Genomic DNA, 15,626 nt, shown 5'->3' on the forward strand with positions numbered 1-15,626 from the left:
TTAGAGCCGCATTTGTTAGATAACAACCAATAACCGACGCTTTCTACTCCGCATCCGGCTGCACGCCCGGCGCGGCGAGCCGGAAGGCGTCGAGCATCTCGCAGGCGTCCACAATGCGCAGCACGGTCGGCATCGCGTCGAGCTTCGCACCGAAGCGCCGCGCGTTGAACACCTGCGGCACGAGGCAGCAGTCCGCGAGCCCCGGCGCGTCGCCGTGGCAGAAGCGCCCGGTGCGCGCATCGCCCGCAAGCATCGCCTCCACCGCCGCGAGGCCGAGCTCGCACCAGTGGCGGTACCAGGCATCCTTCTGCTCGTCGCTCACGCCCAGTTCGCGCTTGAGGTACTGCAGCACACGCAGGTTGTTGATGGGGTGGATGTCGCAGGCGATCGCCTGCGCGAGCGCCCGCACCCGCGCCCGCCCGGCCGCGTCGGCGGGCAGCAGCGGCGGTTCGCGGTGCGTCTCGTCGAGGTACTCGATGATCGCGAGCGACTGCGTGAGCACGTTGCCGTCGTCCTCGAGCGCGGGCACGAGGCCGGCCGGGTTCAGCGCGAGGTAGTCGGGCTTGCGGTGCTGGCCGCCGTCCTTCACGAGATGCACCGGCACCGCCTCCCAGGCGAGGCCCTTGAGGTTCAGTGCGATGCGCACGCGATAGGCGGCGGAGCTGCGGAAGTAGGTGTAGAGCTTCATGCGGTTTCCGGGGCAAGAAGTGTCAGGCACGCGTGCGGCACGTGCTGCTGCGCGACCGTCCGTCAATTCGCATGCATCCGGGCGCAGTGCCGGATCATGCCGATCGGTGTGGGCGGTTCGCCGCGTCGCTCACGCGCCTTCGCGCGCGATCTTCATCGCCTCGCGCAGCACCGCGATATCGCCGATGTGGTTGGCGAGCAGCAGGATCAGGCGCGCATTGACCATCGCGCTCTGCTCGTCCGTGAGCTCGCGGTGCATGTCGATCAGCGCCTCGTAGAAATCGTCGCCGGGCGAGAAGGCACGGAAGTAGCGCTTGCCGGGGGTGAAGAAGTTCGGGTCGGTGTTGAGGCTCATGGGGCGCTCCTTCAGGCGTTGCAGGTCGCGCGGGCGAGCGCGGCGCTCACGGTCGCGGGGTCGAAGCTGCGCCAGCGCGCAGCCACATGCTGGTCGGGGCGGATCAGGTAGCTCGTGCCGGGCTTGAGGTCGTAGCGTTCGCGGATGCGCCCTTTCGCGTCGATGAGCGTCCGCAGGCCCGCGGGCGCCTGGCCGCGTTCGGCGACGACCAGCACTTCGACCGGAATCGCGCCCGCGGCGAGGTCCGCGAAGGCGGCGGCCGTCGCGGCATCGACGTCACCCGCATCCGGCATGCCGTATAGCAGCTGGAAGCGGTTGCCGGCCGCCTGCAGCAGCCACTGCTCGCCGCCGGCACTCTCGATCGGGGCATCGTCCATCGGCGCACCGGGCACCATGTGGCCGGCGAAGACCTCGCTGTCGGGCGTGTTGAGGCGCGACTCGACGAGGAAGCTCGGCACCGACAGCCGCCCCGAATTCACCAGTGCGCGCGCGAAGGGATGGTCCTTCGCCAGCCCCAGCACGGCATTGCGGAAGGTCCGGCTGGTCGCGCTCTTGGGGGTGATGAAGTCGGTCGAGCGCGTCGAGTTCATGAGGTTCTCGTCGGCCGCGGCGATGCGCTCCTCCGAATAGGTATCCAGCAATGCCGCGGGCGCCTTGCCGTCGAGCACCAGCTTGAGCTTCCACACCAGGTTGTCGGTGTCCTGGATGCCGGAGTTCGCGCCGCGCGCGCCGAAGGGCGAGACCTGATGCGCGGCGTCCCCCGTGAACAGCATCCGCCCGTGGCGGAACGCATGCATGCGCCGGCACTGGAAGGTGTACACGCTGACCCATTCGAGTTCGAACGCCCTGTCGTCGCCGAGCATCGCCTTGATGCGCGGAATGACGTTCTCGGGCTTCTTCTCCTCCTCCGGATCGACGTTCCAGCCGAGCTGGAAGTCGATCCGCCACACGTTGTCGGCCTGCCGGTGCAGCAGCACCGACTGGTTCGGGTGGAAGGGCGGATCGAACCAGAACCAGCGCTCGGTGGGGTAGTCCGCCTTCATCACGACGTCGGCGATGAGGAAGCGGTCCATGAAGATCTTGCCTTCGATGTCCAGCCCCATCATGTGGCGGATCGGGCTGCGCGCGCCGTCGGCGACCACCAACCAGTCGGTGTCGATCGAGTACGCGCCGTCGGCGGTCTCGACGCGCAGCGCGACGCGCTCGCCGTGGTCGGTCACCGCGATCACGTTGTTCTTCCAGCGCAGGTCGATGTTGGGCAGCGACTGCGCGCGGCGCACGAGGTATTCCTCGAGGTAGTACTGCTGCAGGTTGATCATGCCCGGGCGGTGGTGGTCGGGCTCCGGGCACAGGTTGAAGTTGAACACCTCCTGCTCGCGGAAGAAGGTGCGGCCGACGTTCCACGACACGCCCTTCCTCACCATCTCCTCGGCGCAGCCGAGGCGGTCCATGATCTCGAGCGCCCGCTTCGCGTAGCACACGCCGCGCGAACCGATCGACACCGTGTCGTCGTTGTCGAGCAGCACGACGGGCACGCCGTGGATCGCCAGGTCGATCGCCGCCGCGAGGCCGACCGGGCCGGCGCCGACGACCACGACCGGGTAGCGCCCCTCGCTCGCCGCACGCCCCTCGGCGAGCTCCGGCGGGCGCCGGTATTCGAACTTCGGGTACTGGTACGTGCTCAGCACGGAATCCTCCTCCTGTGTTCCAATCGGCCAGGGCGCCGCCTTCTGCGGGCGGGTCGCCGGGCTCCTGTTCGCCGCGGCCACACACGGCCCTCTTCCGAGGCCGTGCGCAATGAATTTCATCCTAGCCAACGATTTGTTAATCGTCAATTAGTTTGCTATGGTTGAATATCAATCGAGAAAGTCGATCGACGCAGCTGCTAAGATTCGCGCTCCATGGGAGACAACAAGTTGGACAACGAAACGCTCGCGGAGCGCCCCGACGAACGCGGCGTCAAACAGGGTGGCGACCGCCGCGGCATCCAGTCGATCGAGGTCGGCGGCGCACTGCTGCAGGCGCTGGTGCGCCAGGGCGCACCGATGATCCTGAAGGATCTTGCACGCGAGGCCGGCATGCCGCCCGCCAAGGCCCACCCCTATCTGGTGAGCTTCGGCAAGCTCGGCCTGATCGAGCAGGATCCGCTCACCGGCCGCTACGGCCTGGGTGCCTTCGCGCTGCAGATGGGCCTGACGGCACTGCACGGACTCAACCCGCTGCGCGTCGCGGCGCCCGAAGTGGCAAAGCTCTCCGACGAGATCCAACAGAACGTCGCGATCGCCGTGTGGGGCAACCAGGGCCCGACCATCGTCAGCATCGAGGAATGCAGCCGCCAGGTGCACGTGAACATGCGCGTCGGCACCGTGATGGACCTCCTCACCTCGGCCACCGGCCGCACCTTCGCCGCCTTCCTGCCGGCGCGCATGACCGCGGCGCTGATCGAGGAGGAATTCGCATCCCTCGAGGCCGATCGCGGCGGCGTCTCGCGCGTGGAACTCGAAGCCGAACTCGACGAAATCCGCCGCGAGCGCCTCGCCCGCGCCGTCGGCAAACCCATCCCCGGCATCAACGCCTTCACCGCCCCGGTGTTCGATCACACCGGCCACCTCGCGCTCGCGATCACCGCGATGGGTCCGGCGGCGAACTTCGATCCCGCATGGGACGGCCCGATCGCGACGAAACTGCGTGCCTGTGCGCAGGCGATCTCGGCGCGGCTCGGCAACACGGACGGCTGAGCGCGTGGGCGCACGACGCCGGCCGCCATCGCGCCTTCGACGCACGGCCCAGGTGGCGCTGGGCCTGCTCCTCGCTCCGATTGCAGTTCCCGCCTCGCCTGCCGCCGGCGGATCTCCCCTCGTCGCCGTCGACATCGGCCACACGCTGCAGGCGCCCGGCGCGATCAGTGCGCGCGGCCGCAGCGAGTTCGAGTTCAACCGCGAGCTCGCCGGGCGCGTCGTCACCGCCCTCGCACGACTCGGCCTGGAGGCCGTGCTGATCAACGCCGACGGCCGCATCGAATCGCTGCAGGCGCGCCCCGAACGAGCAGCCGGTGCCGTGTTCCTGATCTCGATCCACCACGATTCGGTCGGCGAGCAGCACCTCACGCCCTGGGAATGGCAGGGCATCCCGCTCGATTTCAGCGACCTGTGGGCCGGCCATTCACTCTTCGTGTCACGCCGCAATCCCGACGTCGCTGCCAGCCTGATGTGCGCGTCGGCGATCGGCGCGCGGCTGCAGCGCGCGGGCTTCGTGCCGACGGAGAAGAACGGCCGCCGCCGCGAGTACGCCGACGCGCAGCACGCGGTGCACTACTACGACAACCTCGTCGTGCTCTACCAGGCGCGCCAGCCCGCGGTGCTGTTCGAGGCCGGCGTGATCAAGCACCGCGACGAGGAGCTGCTGCTGCGCGATGCGGCGCGCCAGCAGCGCATGGCCGAGGAGATCGCCACCGGCGTCGCGGCGTGCGTGACGGCGGGCGGGATCGCCGCGCCGCGCTGAGGGGGCTTGCTTGAGGGGGCTTGCTTGAGGGGGCTTGCTTGAGGGGGCTTGCCTGAGGGGCCTTACTTCAGGCTCGCCAGGTACTGCACGACCGGCTCGATGTTCGCCTCGCCGAGCTGGCCGACCGAGGCGCTCATCTCGGCATTGGTGCGCTCGCCGCTGCGCGCCAGGTAGCGCTTCATGCTCAGCCGCAGGTAGGCGGGCTGCTGGCCGGCGATGCGCGCGAAGGCCTCGCTCCCGTAGCCGCTGGCCTGATGGCAGGACATGCACAGGCGCTTGTAGTGGCCTTCACCCGCGGCGGCGGCGGGCGGCGGCGCAGCGACGGCAGGCGTCGCCGGCTGGTTCGCATAGAACAGCGCGATGGCTGCCTTCTCGCGGTCGCCCAGGACCTTCATCAGGCCCTGCATGAACTCGTTGCGGCGCTTGCCGGACAGGAAGGCCTCGATCTGGCTGACGATGTAGGCCGGATTCTGGCTGGCGAGGTTGGGCACCTCGGGATAGCGGGCGATGCCTTTGTCGCCGTGGCAGTTCTTGCAGAAGAAGGCGGCCGCATCGCCTTCGCGCACCAGCGCCGTGCGGGCGGCCGAATCGGATGCCGCCTTTGCGATCAGCTGCATCACCGCGTCGTTGCCGGCCGATGCCGTGCCCGTGCCGACGCCGATCAGCAGCACGAAGAGAGCCAGACGGCTCCGGATCATGTTCGTTTCCCCCGGGGAGTGGCGGGCCGTAGCGGCACGCGATTATGCCGAAGGCAAGGCCGCCGTCGGATAAAAGCCCGCATTTGAACATGGTTTTCACGCCCGGTCCACGGGCACCACGGATACCGTCACACGAAGACGGGCTCGGGCTCCAGATGCACGCCGAAGCGCGCGAACACGTCGTCCTGGATCGCCCGCGCGATGCGTTCGACATCGGCGCCGGTGGCGCCGTCGCGATTGACGAGCACCAGCGCCTGCTGCTCGTAGGCGCCGACAGGGCCCAGGTCGCGCCCCTTCCAGCCGCAGCGGTCGATCAGCCAGCCGGCCGCGAGCTTGAAGCGGCCGTCCGCCTGCGGGTAGCGCGGCAGCTCGGGATGGGCGGCATCCAGGCGCGCCAGCACGGCAGCATCGACGACCGGGTTCTTGAAGAAGCTGCCCGCGTTGCCGAGGCGCGCGGGGTCGGGCAGCTTGCGCCGGCGGATCGCGATGACGGCGTCCGACACGTCCAGCGCGGTCGGTGCGGCAATGCCCCGTTCGGCAAGCTCGCGTGCGACGTCCGCGTAGCCGGTGACCGGCTGCCAGCGCTTGGGCAGGCGGAAGGTGACGGCGGTGATGAGCACGCGGCCCGCGAGCGCCTGCTTGAACACGCTGTCGCGATAGGCGAAGCGGCAGTCCGCGGGACCAAGCCGCAGCATCTCGCCCGTTTCCAGTGAAACCGCCTGCAGGCCGTGGAAGCGCTCGGCGATCTCGAGTCCGTAGGCGCCGATGTTCTGCACCGGCGCGGCCCCGACCGTGCCGGGGATCAGCGACAGGTTCTCGAGGCCCGCCCAGCCCTGTGCCAAGGTCCAGCGCACGAAATCGTGCCAGTTCTCGCCCGCACCGGCCTCGACGTACCACGCGTCGTTGTCCTCGTCGGCGAGGCGGCGTCCGGCGATGGCGACCTTCAGCACCAGGCCGGGAAAGTCGCGCGTGAGCACGAGGTTGCTGCCGCCGCCGAGCACGAGGCGCGGCAGTCCCCACTCCGGGGCTGCGATCAGCGCGGCGACCTGGGCCGCGTCCGTTACCGTGGCGAGGCGCGCGGCGCGCGCCGGCAGGCCGAAGGTGTTGAAGGCACGCAGGTCCGCGTCGCACTCGATCGCCGGCGCGGCGGCACTCACAGGGCGCTCATTTCGCACGGACGAGCTCCCCGGTCGCAGGCGCTTCGATGGGGAACACGCGGTCGTAGCCGAGATTGAAGGCGAAGGCATAGATCACGTACGCCGTCGCCAGCCCGAGATCGGCGATCAAGGCTTCCACCCAGCCCATGCCCGTCCACGCCATGATCACCGGCAGGGTCATGAGCAGCAGTCCGCCCTCGAAGCCGAGCGCGTGCATCGCGCGCAGCCCGACGGGCCGGCGGTCCGCGGTGCGGCCGGTAAGGCGCCCTTCCACCCAGTCGAAAGCGGTGTTGTAGACCGCATTCCACAGCGCGGCGATCAGCGCGGTGACGGCGAGAAGCCCCAGCGAATCGCCCATCGGCACACCACTCAGCCACGCAAAAGGCGGCGTGATGAGCGCAAGCCCGCCGACCTCGAACAGGATCACCTGTCGGGCACGATCGCGGACGGAACGGAGTTTGGGATGATGAACGGACAAGGAAGCAGAACTCGGAGGGGCGACCCGAGAAGATAGGCCCTCGCCCCCCCAAAATCAACCGCTGCACTGCAACAAACCCTGCAGCAGGCGTGTTCAGCGCGCCCCTTCGGGCTGACCGAAGGGCGGGCGGCGGCGCTGCTGTTCTTCCTCGCTGTTGCGGCGGTTGTCCTGCTGCGGTTCGCGCTGAGTGCGCTGACGCTCGGCCTGCCGCTGTTGCTGCTCGGCCTGCCGCTGCTGTTGCTCGGCTTGGCGCTGTTGCTGGATCTGCATCTGGCGCTGCTGCAACTCGCGCTCGCGCTGCTCGGTCTGCTGGCGGATCGCCTGCTGCCTGCGTTCCTGTTCCTGCGCCTGCTGCCGACCGCGTTCTTCACGCTGCTGCTCGATCTGCTGCCGGCGCGCCTCGCGCTCACCCGCCTCCTGCTGGCGCTGAGCCTCGAGCCGCTGCTGACGTTCCTGCTGGCGCTGTTCGGCCTCTTCCCGTTGCGCACGGCGGGCCTCGTCGCGCCGCTGCTCCTGCTGCTCGCGCAGCACCGAACGCTGGCGCTGCTGCTCCTCCTGCTGTGCCGCCTCGCGACGGGCCTGTTCCTCGCGCTCCCGTGCGTTCTGCTGACGCAGCGCCTCCAGGCGCTCCTGACGCGCAGTCGCCTCGTCGCGCCGTTCGTCGCGCAACTGCTCGCGGCGCTGCTCCTGCTGATCGCGCTGGAGTTGGCGCTGGCGCTGCTGCTCCTGCTCGCGCGCGGCCCGCTCCTCGCGTTCGCGCGCCTGCTGCTGGCGCAGCGCCTCCGTGCGCTCCTGGCGCGACTCAAGGCGCTGCTGGCGCTCTTCCTGACGCTGTCGCTCGTCCTGACGCTGTTCGCGGACCGCCTGCTGGCGCTCCTCGCGCTGCTGGATGAGCTGCGCGGGCTGCACGGTGCGCACGCGCGTGCCGTCTGGACGCACCACCTCGCGCACCGGGAAGCCGCGCCGCTCCCATTCGCGCACGCGCTGCTCGCGCCGGCGCTCGACGTCGAGCGCGACGGGCTTGGGCGGACGCAGGATGCGTTCCGACACCCGCGTCACCGCCTCGCTGCGGTCGCGGAAGGCATAGCGCACGTGGCGCGGCTCGCGCACCACGCGCTCGATCTCGACGACGTTGGTGACGTGCGTGATGTTGATCTGGCGCACGTAGGTCGGGCTGTAGCGGTAGTACGGCACGTACACCTCGCGCGGGGCGAGCGGGAACCAGCTGAGGTTGGGCAGGCCCGAGGTGTAGGTGATGCTCACGCCGGGCGTGCCTATCCACGCCACCAGCGCCGGCGCATACACCGGGCGGGCGATGTAGCGGCCCGGCACCCACGCCCACACGCCGCGGATGCGCACCCAGCGGCCGTAGTGGAAGGGCGCGAAGCCCCACGGCGCGTCGTCCACCCAGGTCCAGCCCCACGGCGCGATCGACACCCAGCGGCCGTAGCGATAGGGGGCCCAGCCGTAGGGCACGTCGCGCGGGAACCACACCGGGCCATAGTCGTCGTATTCGCGCCAGTCGCCGTATTCGTACAGGTCCTCGGCACCGGTCATCTCGGGCGAGACGTAGCGGTTGCGCGCGATGCGGTCGTCGCGCCGGTCGCGCGCGAAGGACCACTCCATGAAATCGTCCTCGTCGGGCTCGTCCCACACCACCTGAGTCGACCCCTCGCTCCAGATCTGGGCGCGACGCCCCTCGGTGACACCGACGTGGCGGTCGTCGGCGCGGAAATCGACATGCCCTTCGTGGTTGCTCACCAGCGTTCCCGAATCGACGAAGTCGACGCGGTAGCGGCCCGGCTCGGCGGGCACGGCCACCCCGTCGCGCGTCTCGACCTCGATCGCGTCCTCACGCTCGGCGCTGCGGATGCGCATGGCGACGCTGCCTTCCTTCAGCAGCACGCGGATGCGCTCGTCGTCGAGCCGCCGCACCTCGACCGCGGTCGCCTTGTCGAGACGCAGCACGCTCGATCCGATGCGCAGCTCGGCCCGTCCGTCGGCTTCGGTCGCGATCTCGTCGCCGGTGGTGATCGGCAGATTGACGGCCGCGCTTTCCCAGTCGCGACTGCCGTCGCGGCGCAGGGCCACGTCGCCCTCGACGACCGACAGTCGCCCCGCGCGCGCGGGCGGATCGGCCAGGGCGGTGCCGCTCGCGCCGGTCAGGACGAGCAGCAGCGGGACGAGAAGCAGCAGTCGCAGGGCATTCTTCAGCTTGCGGACCATTTCGGTATTACTCCGGACTAACCCCTCGCGGGGAGAACGGATCCGGCGCGTCCCGCGTCATCCGCGTACACGCCGGGATCCCGAGTATTCAACGGCCATGGAGCGCCGTTGCCGACCTTTCAAACAAATCCTTTCAATTCTGCGGTCTTGCGCGCTCGGCCTCGCCTTGCCCCTCCGGCGCCGGCGCCAGCGAACGGACCTCGCCGGTCGCCATGCCCGCGTCGGCATTGCCGCGTGCCGGCTCCTCGGCGGAACTTTCCGCCTCGCGCGCGGGCTCGGTCGGCGGCACGCGCGCCGGCTCGGGTTCGGCGACGGGCTGGCTCAGGTAGGGCAGCAGGGTCGGCGCCATCGACTTGAGGATCTGCACCGGCAGGCCCGACGTAAACTTGAACGCCGCGGCGTCCGACCCGATCACGTACGCCGTCAGGGTGCCGAAGTGGCGTGGTCCGAGGTAGAAGACGAAGGTCGCGGTGCGGTTCATCGCGACCCCCCCCTTCACCTGGCCGCGCCCGCCCGAGATCACGATGCGGTTGTCGCCCGTGCCGGTCTTGCCGCCGACCGCGAGCGGCGTGCCGTCGGGCGCGGCAAAGGCACCCGCCAGCCGGCGCGCGGTGCCGCCTTCGACGACCTCGGACAGGGCGCCGCGCAGCGCCGTGGCCACCTCGGAGGACATCACGCGCTCGCCCTCGCCCGGACGGCGTGCAAACACGGTCTCGTAGGGCGTGTCGGGCGCGAAATGCAGGCGGTCGATGCGCGAGGTCGGCAGGCGCACGCCGTCGTTGACGATGATGCCCATCAGTTCGGCCAGCGCCGCGGGACGGTCGCCGGAGCTGCCCAGCGCGGTCGCGAGCGAGGGCACCAGCCGGTTGAACGGATAGCCCAGGCGCACCCAGCGGCGGTGGATGTCGAGGAAGGCCTCGACCTCGAGGATCGTGTAGATGCGCGTGTCCTGGGCACCCTTGTAGCGGGTGCGGAACAGCCAGCGATACACGGCCTGGCGCTCGGCCTTGCTCGCGGCAATCGCCTCGTCGAAGCTCGCGTCGGGATGGGTCGCGAGATAGCCGGCGAGCCACAGCTCCAGCGGGTGCACGCGTGCGATGAAGCCCTGGTCGGGCAGGTCGAAGGAGCCCGGCGCATAACGCTTGTACAACGCGGCCAGCCGCTCTTCGCCGAGATCGGCAGCCGGCAGGCGCTCCGTCACGAAGACCGAGAAAGTCTTCAGGTCGGCCTCGGGGTTCAGGTAACGGTAGGCCGCCGCGAGGCGGTCGGCGCTCGGACGCAGGCCGTCCATGAAGGTCGCGCGGATCTTCTCCGGGCTCTGTCCCTTGTACTTGCGCCAGAAGCGCCGCATGAAGACCTGCGCCTCGCGATCGGCGAACTTGGCGAGGTACTCGCTGCGGCGCGGATCGTCGTCGTCCTGCAGCAGCTTCGCGGTGCTGCCGGGCACCTCGTACATCGTGTGGCGCACGATGTCGCGCATCAGGCGCACGAAGGGCAGGTTGATCGAGGCCTGCAGCGCCTGGCGGATCGTCGGCACGCGGCCGTCGTCTTCCTTGCGGAAGTTGTTGAAGGTGTGCAAGCCCCCGCCGGTGAAGAAGGCCTCGCCGGGGCCCGCCGAATAGGAGCGCTCCAGCGCCGCCTCGAGCATCGCGGGCAGCTTGCGGTCGGCCGTGCGGATCAGGTAGTCGATCGCCCAGCGCTTGATGTGGTCGCGGGCGTCGACCTGCACTGCGCGCAATTCCGCCACGGACTGTTCCGCGTGACGCTGGTGCAATTCGGCGACGATTTCGAGGTAGGTCGCGAGCACGCGCAGCTTGGCCGTGGAGCCGAGCTCGAGCTTGCTGCCCTCGTTGATGTCGAGCGGCTGGTCGGTGGTGTCGGTCTGCACGCGCACGCGGTTGCCGCCGGGAGTGCGCTCGAACAGGGTGAAGCTGTAATGCACCTTGTCGAGCTGCGCCGGGGTGAGCAGACGCTCGCCGATGACCCCCGCGTCACGGCCGAACTCGGGCTCGGCGAGCCGCCGCAGGTACTCGGTGACGACCTCCTGCAGCCTGCCGTCGAGGGTGGTCGCGGCGCGCAGGTCGAGGCGGTCGAGGTCGTAGAGCGACACGTCGAGCATGCCCGCGATGCGTGTGCGCACCAGCGTCGAGCCCTTGTCCGCGGGCACGGGCACGCGCGCGGGGGCGACCGCGGAGTCGCGGAATGCGAGCTTCGCCTTGAGGCCCGCATCGCGCAGCGCGGGGCTGATCAGCCCGCCCTCGGCGAGGATGCGCAGGTGCGCGTCGGCGAGCTTGGCGAGGTCGTCGCGGCCGCGGCCCAGGTAGTGCGAGGGGCGGCGGTGCGCGATCATCAGCGCGAGCACCTGACGCAGCGCGAGGCCCTGCTCGGCGAGCTCGTCGCCACTCGCCTCGTCCTTCGCGAGCAGCGCGTTCACGCGTGCGAAGTCCGCGCCGAACCACACCCACAGGCCGTCGCCCAAGCCATGCACCTCGCCATACACCGGCGCGGCCGACAGCGGCACGGTGTTGAGGTAGTCGAGCACCAGTTCGCGCCGCGCCGGCAGCGTCTCGGCGCCGTCGCGATAGGCGCGCACGCTCGCGGACACCATCTGGCGCAGCTTCTCCTGCGGCGAGTGGGTGACGCCGTCGGGCGAGTGGCGGTATTTCTCGATCTGCGTCGCGAGCGTGCTGCCGCCCGGGGTGTTGAGGTCCTCATCGACAACCTTCGCCAGCTGCGCGAAGATCGCCCGGCCGAAACGCGCCCAATCCACCGCCGGGTTCATGTGCAGCCGCTCGGGATCGAGCAGATCGCGGTTCTCGATGAACAGCAGCCCCTGCACTATGCGCGGCGGGATGCTGTCGAAGTCGTCGTAGTGGCGGATCGGATAGTGCGTCGCATACAGCGTGTCGCCGCGCGCGTCGTTGACCGCAAGGCCGCTGCGCGTCTTTTCGCGATACGGCGGGAAATAGCCGCGGCCGGCGTAGTCGAGGAGCGCGTCGGAAAAACGTGCCTGGCGTTCGATGGCGTAGCCGCGCGCCGCGAGACGCTCGGAGAATTCCTTCAGCTGGGTGTAGCCGAGGCGCTGGTCGAAGGGGCCGTGCTCGGGGAAACGGATCGCCTCGCTCGGACCCGGCTGGACCTCCCAGGCGAGCTTCGCCGCATAGCGCGGAATCTCGCGCGCCTGCAGCCAGGACGTTTCGCTCTCGTAATACGCGGCGACGCCGCCGACGATGATCGCCAGGACACACAGCCAGAACAGCGTGCGCCGCAGCGCCCTGAACCAACCTCGCCGTTGCGGCTTCTTGTTGCTGGTGTTACCTGACACGTCGGCGCCCGAATGCATGAGATGCGGGGATTATCCTGCATCGCCACGCCATTCAGATACCCGTGTTGCGTGAAGGAAACAACCGCACCATGCTGCAATGCAACATCCTTCACGCGATCCGGGGCACGCCTGCTCCGCTCAGGCGAGTACCTGACCGTGCTCGCGGGTCGCGTGGAAGCCGACCTTGGGCCACTTCTCCATCGTCACTTCGAGGTTGTAGCGGCTGGAGGCCAGATACACGGGGTTACCATCGACGTCCTTGCCGATGCGCATCGCCTGCTCGCGCTCGAAGTTGCGCCGCGTGAGCTCGTCCGGGAAGGTGAGCCAGCGCGCGGTGTGGATGTCGGCGGACTCGAAGATCGCGTCGACCTTGTACTCGTCCTTGAGGCGCTGCGCGACGACTTCGAACTGCAGCTGGCCGACCGCGCCGAGCAGCATGTTGCCGCCTTCCTGCTCGAACACCTGGATCGCGCCTTCCTCGCCCAGCTCCTGCAGGCCCTTCTGCAGCTGCTTGGACTTGAGCGGGTCGCGCAGGCGTGCGGCGCTGAAGAGTTCCGGGGAGAAGTAAGGGATCCCCTTGAAGCCGAGATTCTCGCCTTCGGTGAGGGTGTCGCCGATGTGCAGCTGGCCGTGGTTGTGGATGCCGATGATGTCGCCGGCGACGCCGTCCTCCATCAGCACGCGTTCGTTGGCCATGAAGGTCAGCGCGTTGGCGAGCTTCATGTCGCGGCCCGCGCGCACGTGCTTGACCTTCATCCCCGACGTGTAGCGCCCGGAACAGATGCGGAAGAAGGCGATGCGGTCGCGGTGCTTGGGGTCCATGTTCGCCTGGATCTTGAACACGAAGCCGGTGAAGGGCGCCTCGGCGGGCTGCACGAGGCGGGTGTCGGCCCCGCTGGTGCCGGCCACCCGCGGCTGCGGCGGCGGCGCCCAGTCGATCAGCGCCTGCAGGATCTCCTGCACGCCGAAGTTGTTGATACCGGAGCCGAAGAACACCGGCGTCTGCTTGCCGGCGAGGAAGTCGCCGAGCGAGAACGGGGTCGACGCGCCCTGGATGAGGTCGACGTCCTCGCGCAGCTTGCCGACTTCGAGCGGGAACAGCTCGTCGAGCTGGGCATTCGCGATGCCCTTGATGAGCTCGCCCTCGCTGCGCTTTTCCTCGCCCGCGGTGAAGCGCAACACGCGGTCCTCGAGCAGGTGATAGACGCCGCGGAAGGTCTTGCCCATGCCGATCGGCCAGGTGATCGGCGCGCAGTCGATCTTCAGCACCTCCTCGATCTCCTGCAGCAGGTCGAAGGTCTCACGCACCTCGCGGTCCATCTTGTTCACGAAGGTAATGATGGGCGTGTTGCGCAGGCGGCACACTTCCAGCAGCTTGATCGTCTGCGTCTCGACGCCCTTGGCGGCGTCGATGACCATCACTGCCGCATCGACCGCGGTCAGCACGCGGTAGGTGTCTTCCGAGAAGTCCTGGTGGCCCGGCGTGTCAAGCAGGTTGATGGTGTGGCCCTGGTAGTCGAACTGCATCACCGAACTGGTCACCGAGATGCCGCGCTGCTTCTCGACCTCCATCCAGTCGGAGGTCGCGTGGCGGGCGCTCTTCCTGGCCTTGACGGTGCCGGCGAGCTGGATCGCGCCGCCGAACAGCAGCAGCTTTTCCGTGAGCGTGGTCTTGCCCGCGTCGGGGTGGGAGATGATGCCGAAGGTGCGGCGCTTCGCGACGTCGCGCATCAGTTCGGGCGGATAGGGAGTCTCGGCCATGGATCGGTTCGCAAAAAAACAAAGCCGCCGGCCGGAATCGGCGAGGCGGGACAAATGCAATTCTATCAAGGAATTAGCCCGCGCCACCGGCCAGGGGCGGCAAATCCGCGGAAATCTGCGATGATGCGCCCCAGTTCAGCCCCACCTTCCCACCGGAATCCGCCCGCCATGCCCAAAGCCGCCCCCACGCTCCGCCAGCGCAAGGTCTTCGCCCTCACCCGCATCCTCGGCGGCCTAGTCGCCGCCTTCTACCTCGGCTATGTCGTCATCGCGAATCTCGCCGCCGGCCTGCCCTTCGACAACAAACTGATGTTCACGGCGCTGGTGGCCGCCGCGGGATTCGGCTATGCGGCCTGGTACCTGCGCGATCTTTCCGCGGTTGCGCGCGAGGAGCGCGAACAGGGCGTAAACGGCAACGGCGGCAGCGCGGGCTAGCCCAGGGGCGACCGCACGAAGCTTTGCGTAGCGAAGTGCCTGCGTGCCGCGGGAGTGCCTGCGCCTCGTGGGAGCGGCTTCAGCCGCGAATCGGCGTCTGATGTGGCCCGACGGCTGCATTCGCGGCTGAAGCCGCTCCCAAAAAAGCTCCACCCGCAACTGCCTCCGCCAAAAGCTTCAGCCGCAACAGGCTCCCACCAAAAGCTTCACGCGCTGCCGCTCGTCCTCAGCGGGCAGGCTGCTTCTCGGCGACGTAGGGCTCGTGCAGCACCACCGGCTGAGCGGCGCGCTTGCGCATGCGGATGTTGAGCATCTCCACCACCACCGAGAAGGCCATCGCCGAGTAGATGTAGCCCTTCGGCACATGGTGACCGAAGCCTTCGGCCATCAGCACGACGCCCACCACCATCAGGAAGGACAGCGCCAGCATCTTCACCGTCGGGTGGTTGGACACGAAATTGCCGATCGGCGCGGAGGCCACCATCATCAGGCCGACCGACGCGATCACCGCGGCCATCATCACGGTGAGGTTGTTCACCATGCCGATCGCGGTGATGATCGAGTCGAGCGAGAACACCAGGTCGATCACGATGATCTGCATGATCACCGCGGTGAAGGTCGCCTTGACGGCCGACGAGGCCTCGCCCTCCTCGCCTTCCATCAGCTGATGGATCTCGCCGGTGCTCTTCCACACGAGGAACAGGCCGCCGCCCAGCAGGATCAGGTCGCGCGCCGAGAAGCCGTGCCCGAAGAGCTCGAACAACGCCTGGTTGAGGCCGGCGAGCCACGCAAGGATGGACAGCAGCGCCAGGCGCATGAACATCGCGAGGAACAGGCCTAGGCGACGCGCGAACGCACGGCGTTCCGGCGGCAGCTTGTCGACGAGGATGGAGATGAAGATGATGTTGTCGATGCCCAGCACCAGCTCGAGTGCGGTGAGGGTCAGAAAGGCGACGATGAGTTGCGGGTCGGTGAGAAATTCGATCATGACGGGTCATCAAAC

At 68.6% G+C, this 15,626-nt stretch carries 13 protein-coding genes; 3 read left to right on the forward strand and 10 right to left on the reverse strand.

Annotated features, from left to right (window positions below; genetic code table 11):
* Positions 1 to 43: 43 nt before the first annotated feature.
* The 3 genes from maiA to U5817_RS23800 form a co-directional block, all read right to left on the reverse strand.
* A complete protein-coding gene (gene maiA, locus U5817_RS23790; protein WP_407279052.1) occupies positions 44 to 688 on the reverse strand; it encodes a maleylacetoacetate isomerase in 645 nt (214 codons plus the stop codon).
* Positions 689 to 817: 129 nt separating this feature from the next.
* Positions 818 to 1,042 (reverse strand): DUF2783 domain-containing protein, encoded by a 225-nt coding sequence (locus tag U5817_RS23795; RefSeq protein ID WP_169127826.1) that lies wholly within the window; start codon positions 1,040 to 1,042, stop codon positions 818 to 820.
* 11 nt (positions 1,043 to 1,053) lie between these two features.
* Complete coding sequence (locus tag U5817_RS23800; RefSeq protein ID WP_407279053.1) at positions 1,054 to 2,730, reverse strand: FAD-dependent oxidoreductase; 1,677 nt, start codon at positions 2,728 to 2,730, stop codon at positions 1,054 to 1,056.
* A 213-nt stretch (positions 2,731 to 2,943) separates the two neighbouring features.
* Between U5817_RS23800 and U5817_RS23805 the strand changes: the two genes are divergently transcribed.
* Positions 2,944 to 3,780: an IclR family transcriptional regulator gene (locus tag U5817_RS23805; protein WP_407279054.1), complete on the forward strand. Its 837-nt coding sequence runs from the start codon at positions 2,944 to 2,946 to the stop codon at positions 3,778 to 3,780.
* A 4-nt stretch (positions 3,781 to 3,784) separates the two neighbouring features.
* Positions 3,785 to 4,543: an N-acetylmuramoyl-L-alanine amidase gene (locus U5817_RS23810; RefSeq protein ID WP_407279055.1), complete on the forward strand. Its 759-nt coding sequence runs from the start codon at positions 3,785 to 3,787 to the stop codon at positions 4,541 to 4,543.
* Between the two features lie 62 nt (positions 4,544 to 4,605).
* Here the strand turns inward: U5817_RS23810 and U5817_RS23815 are convergent, their stop codons facing one another.
* The 6 genes from U5817_RS23815 to U5817_RS23840 all read right to left on the reverse strand — a co-directional run bounded on the left by U5817_RS23815 (position 4,606) and on the right by U5817_RS23840 (position 14,188).
* Complete coding sequence (locus U5817_RS23815) at positions 4,606 to 5,241, reverse strand: c-type cytochrome (protein ID WP_407279056.1); 636 nt, start codon at positions 5,239 to 5,241, stop codon at positions 4,606 to 4,608.
* 128 nt (positions 5,242 to 5,369) lie between these two features.
* On the reverse strand, positions 5,370 to 6,398 hold the full coding sequence (gene murB / locus U5817_RS23820; protein WP_407279057.1) for a UDP-N-acetylmuramate dehydrogenase: 1,029 nt from the start codon (positions 6,396 to 6,398) through the stop codon (positions 5,370 to 5,372).
* Between the two features lie 7 nt (positions 6,399 to 6,405).
* Positions 6,406 to 6,825, reverse strand: a complete 420-nt coding sequence (locus tag U5817_RS23825; protein WP_407279058.1) for a PACE efflux transporter — start codon at positions 6,823 to 6,825, stop codon at positions 6,406 to 6,408.
* A 144-nt stretch (positions 6,826 to 6,969) separates the two neighbouring features.
* Complete coding sequence (locus U5817_RS23830; RefSeq protein ID WP_407279059.1) at positions 6,970 to 9,102, reverse strand: DUF6600 domain-containing protein; 2,133 nt, start codon at positions 9,100 to 9,102, stop codon at positions 6,970 to 6,972.
* 133 nt (positions 9,103 to 9,235) lie between these two features.
* The gene (locus U5817_RS23835; protein ID WP_407279060.1) at positions 9,236 to 12,445 is read right to left on the reverse strand and encodes a transglycosylase domain-containing protein; all 3,210 of its coding nucleotides are present in this window, start codon (positions 12,443 to 12,445) and stop codon (positions 9,236 to 9,238) included.
* 120 nt (positions 12,446 to 12,565) lie between these two features.
* Positions 12,566 to 14,188 (reverse strand): peptide chain release factor 3, encoded by a 1,623-nt coding sequence (locus U5817_RS23840; RefSeq protein WP_169127812.1) that lies wholly within the window; start codon positions 14,186 to 14,188, stop codon positions 12,566 to 12,568.
* Positions 14,189 to 14,356: 168 nt separating this feature from the next.
* Between U5817_RS23840 and U5817_RS23845 the strand changes: the two genes are divergently transcribed.
* The gene (locus U5817_RS23845; RefSeq protein ID WP_169127810.1) at positions 14,357 to 14,623 is read left to right on the forward strand and encodes a hypothetical protein; all 267 of its coding nucleotides are present in this window, start codon (positions 14,357 to 14,359) and stop codon (positions 14,621 to 14,623) included.
* A gap of 226 nt (positions 14,624 to 14,849) precedes the next feature.
* Here the strand turns inward: U5817_RS23845 and U5817_RS23850 are convergent, their stop codons facing one another.
* Positions 14,850 to 15,611 (reverse strand): TerC family protein, encoded by a 762-nt coding sequence (locus U5817_RS23850; protein ID WP_169127808.1) that lies wholly within the window; start codon positions 15,609 to 15,611, stop codon positions 14,850 to 14,852.
* Positions 15,612 to 15,626: the final 15 nt, after the last annotated feature.

The organism is Aromatoleum evansii (assembly GCF_045689615.1).
In the GTDB taxonomy this organism is placed as follows: domain Bacteria; phylum Pseudomonadota; class Gammaproteobacteria; order Burkholderiales; family Rhodocyclaceae; genus Aromatoleum; species Aromatoleum evansii.

Excerpts from the sequence above, each read along its gene's own strand:
- U5817_RS23805 (WP_407279054.1), top strand. The coding sequence starts at position 2,944 with ATGGGAGACAACAAGTTGGACAACGAAACGCTCGCGGAGCGCCCCGAC.
- U5817_RS23795 (WP_169127826.1), bottom strand. The coding sequence starts at position 1,042 with ATGAGCCTCAACACCGACCCGAACTTCTTCACCCCCGGCAAGCGCTAC.
- U5817_RS23830 (WP_407279059.1), bottom strand. The coding sequence starts at position 9,102 with ATGGTCCGCAAGCTGAAGAATGCCCTGCGACTGCTGCTTCTCGTCCCG.
- U5817_RS23815 (WP_407279056.1), bottom strand. The coding sequence starts at position 5,241 with ATGATCCGGAGCCGTCTGGCTCTCTTCGTGCTGCTGATCGGCGTCGGC.
- U5817_RS23845 (WP_169127810.1), top strand. The coding sequence starts at position 14,357 with ATGCCCAAAGCCGCCCCCACGCTCCGCCAGCGCAAGGTCTTCGCCCTC.
- U5817_RS23850 (WP_169127808.1), bottom strand. The coding sequence starts at position 15,611 with ATGATCGAATTTCTCACCGACCCGCAACTCATCGTCGCCTTTCTGACC.
- maiA (WP_407279052.1), bottom strand. The coding sequence starts at position 688 with ATGAAGCTCTACACCTACTTCCGCAGCTCCGCCGCCTATCGCGTGCGC.
- U5817_RS23835 (WP_407279060.1), bottom strand. The coding sequence starts at position 12,445 with ATGCATTCGGGCGCCGACGTGTCAGGTAACACCAGCAACAAGAAGCCG.
- U5817_RS23840 (WP_169127812.1), bottom strand. The coding sequence starts at position 14,188 with ATGGCCGAGACTCCCTATCCGCCCGAACTGATGCGCGACGTCGCGAAG.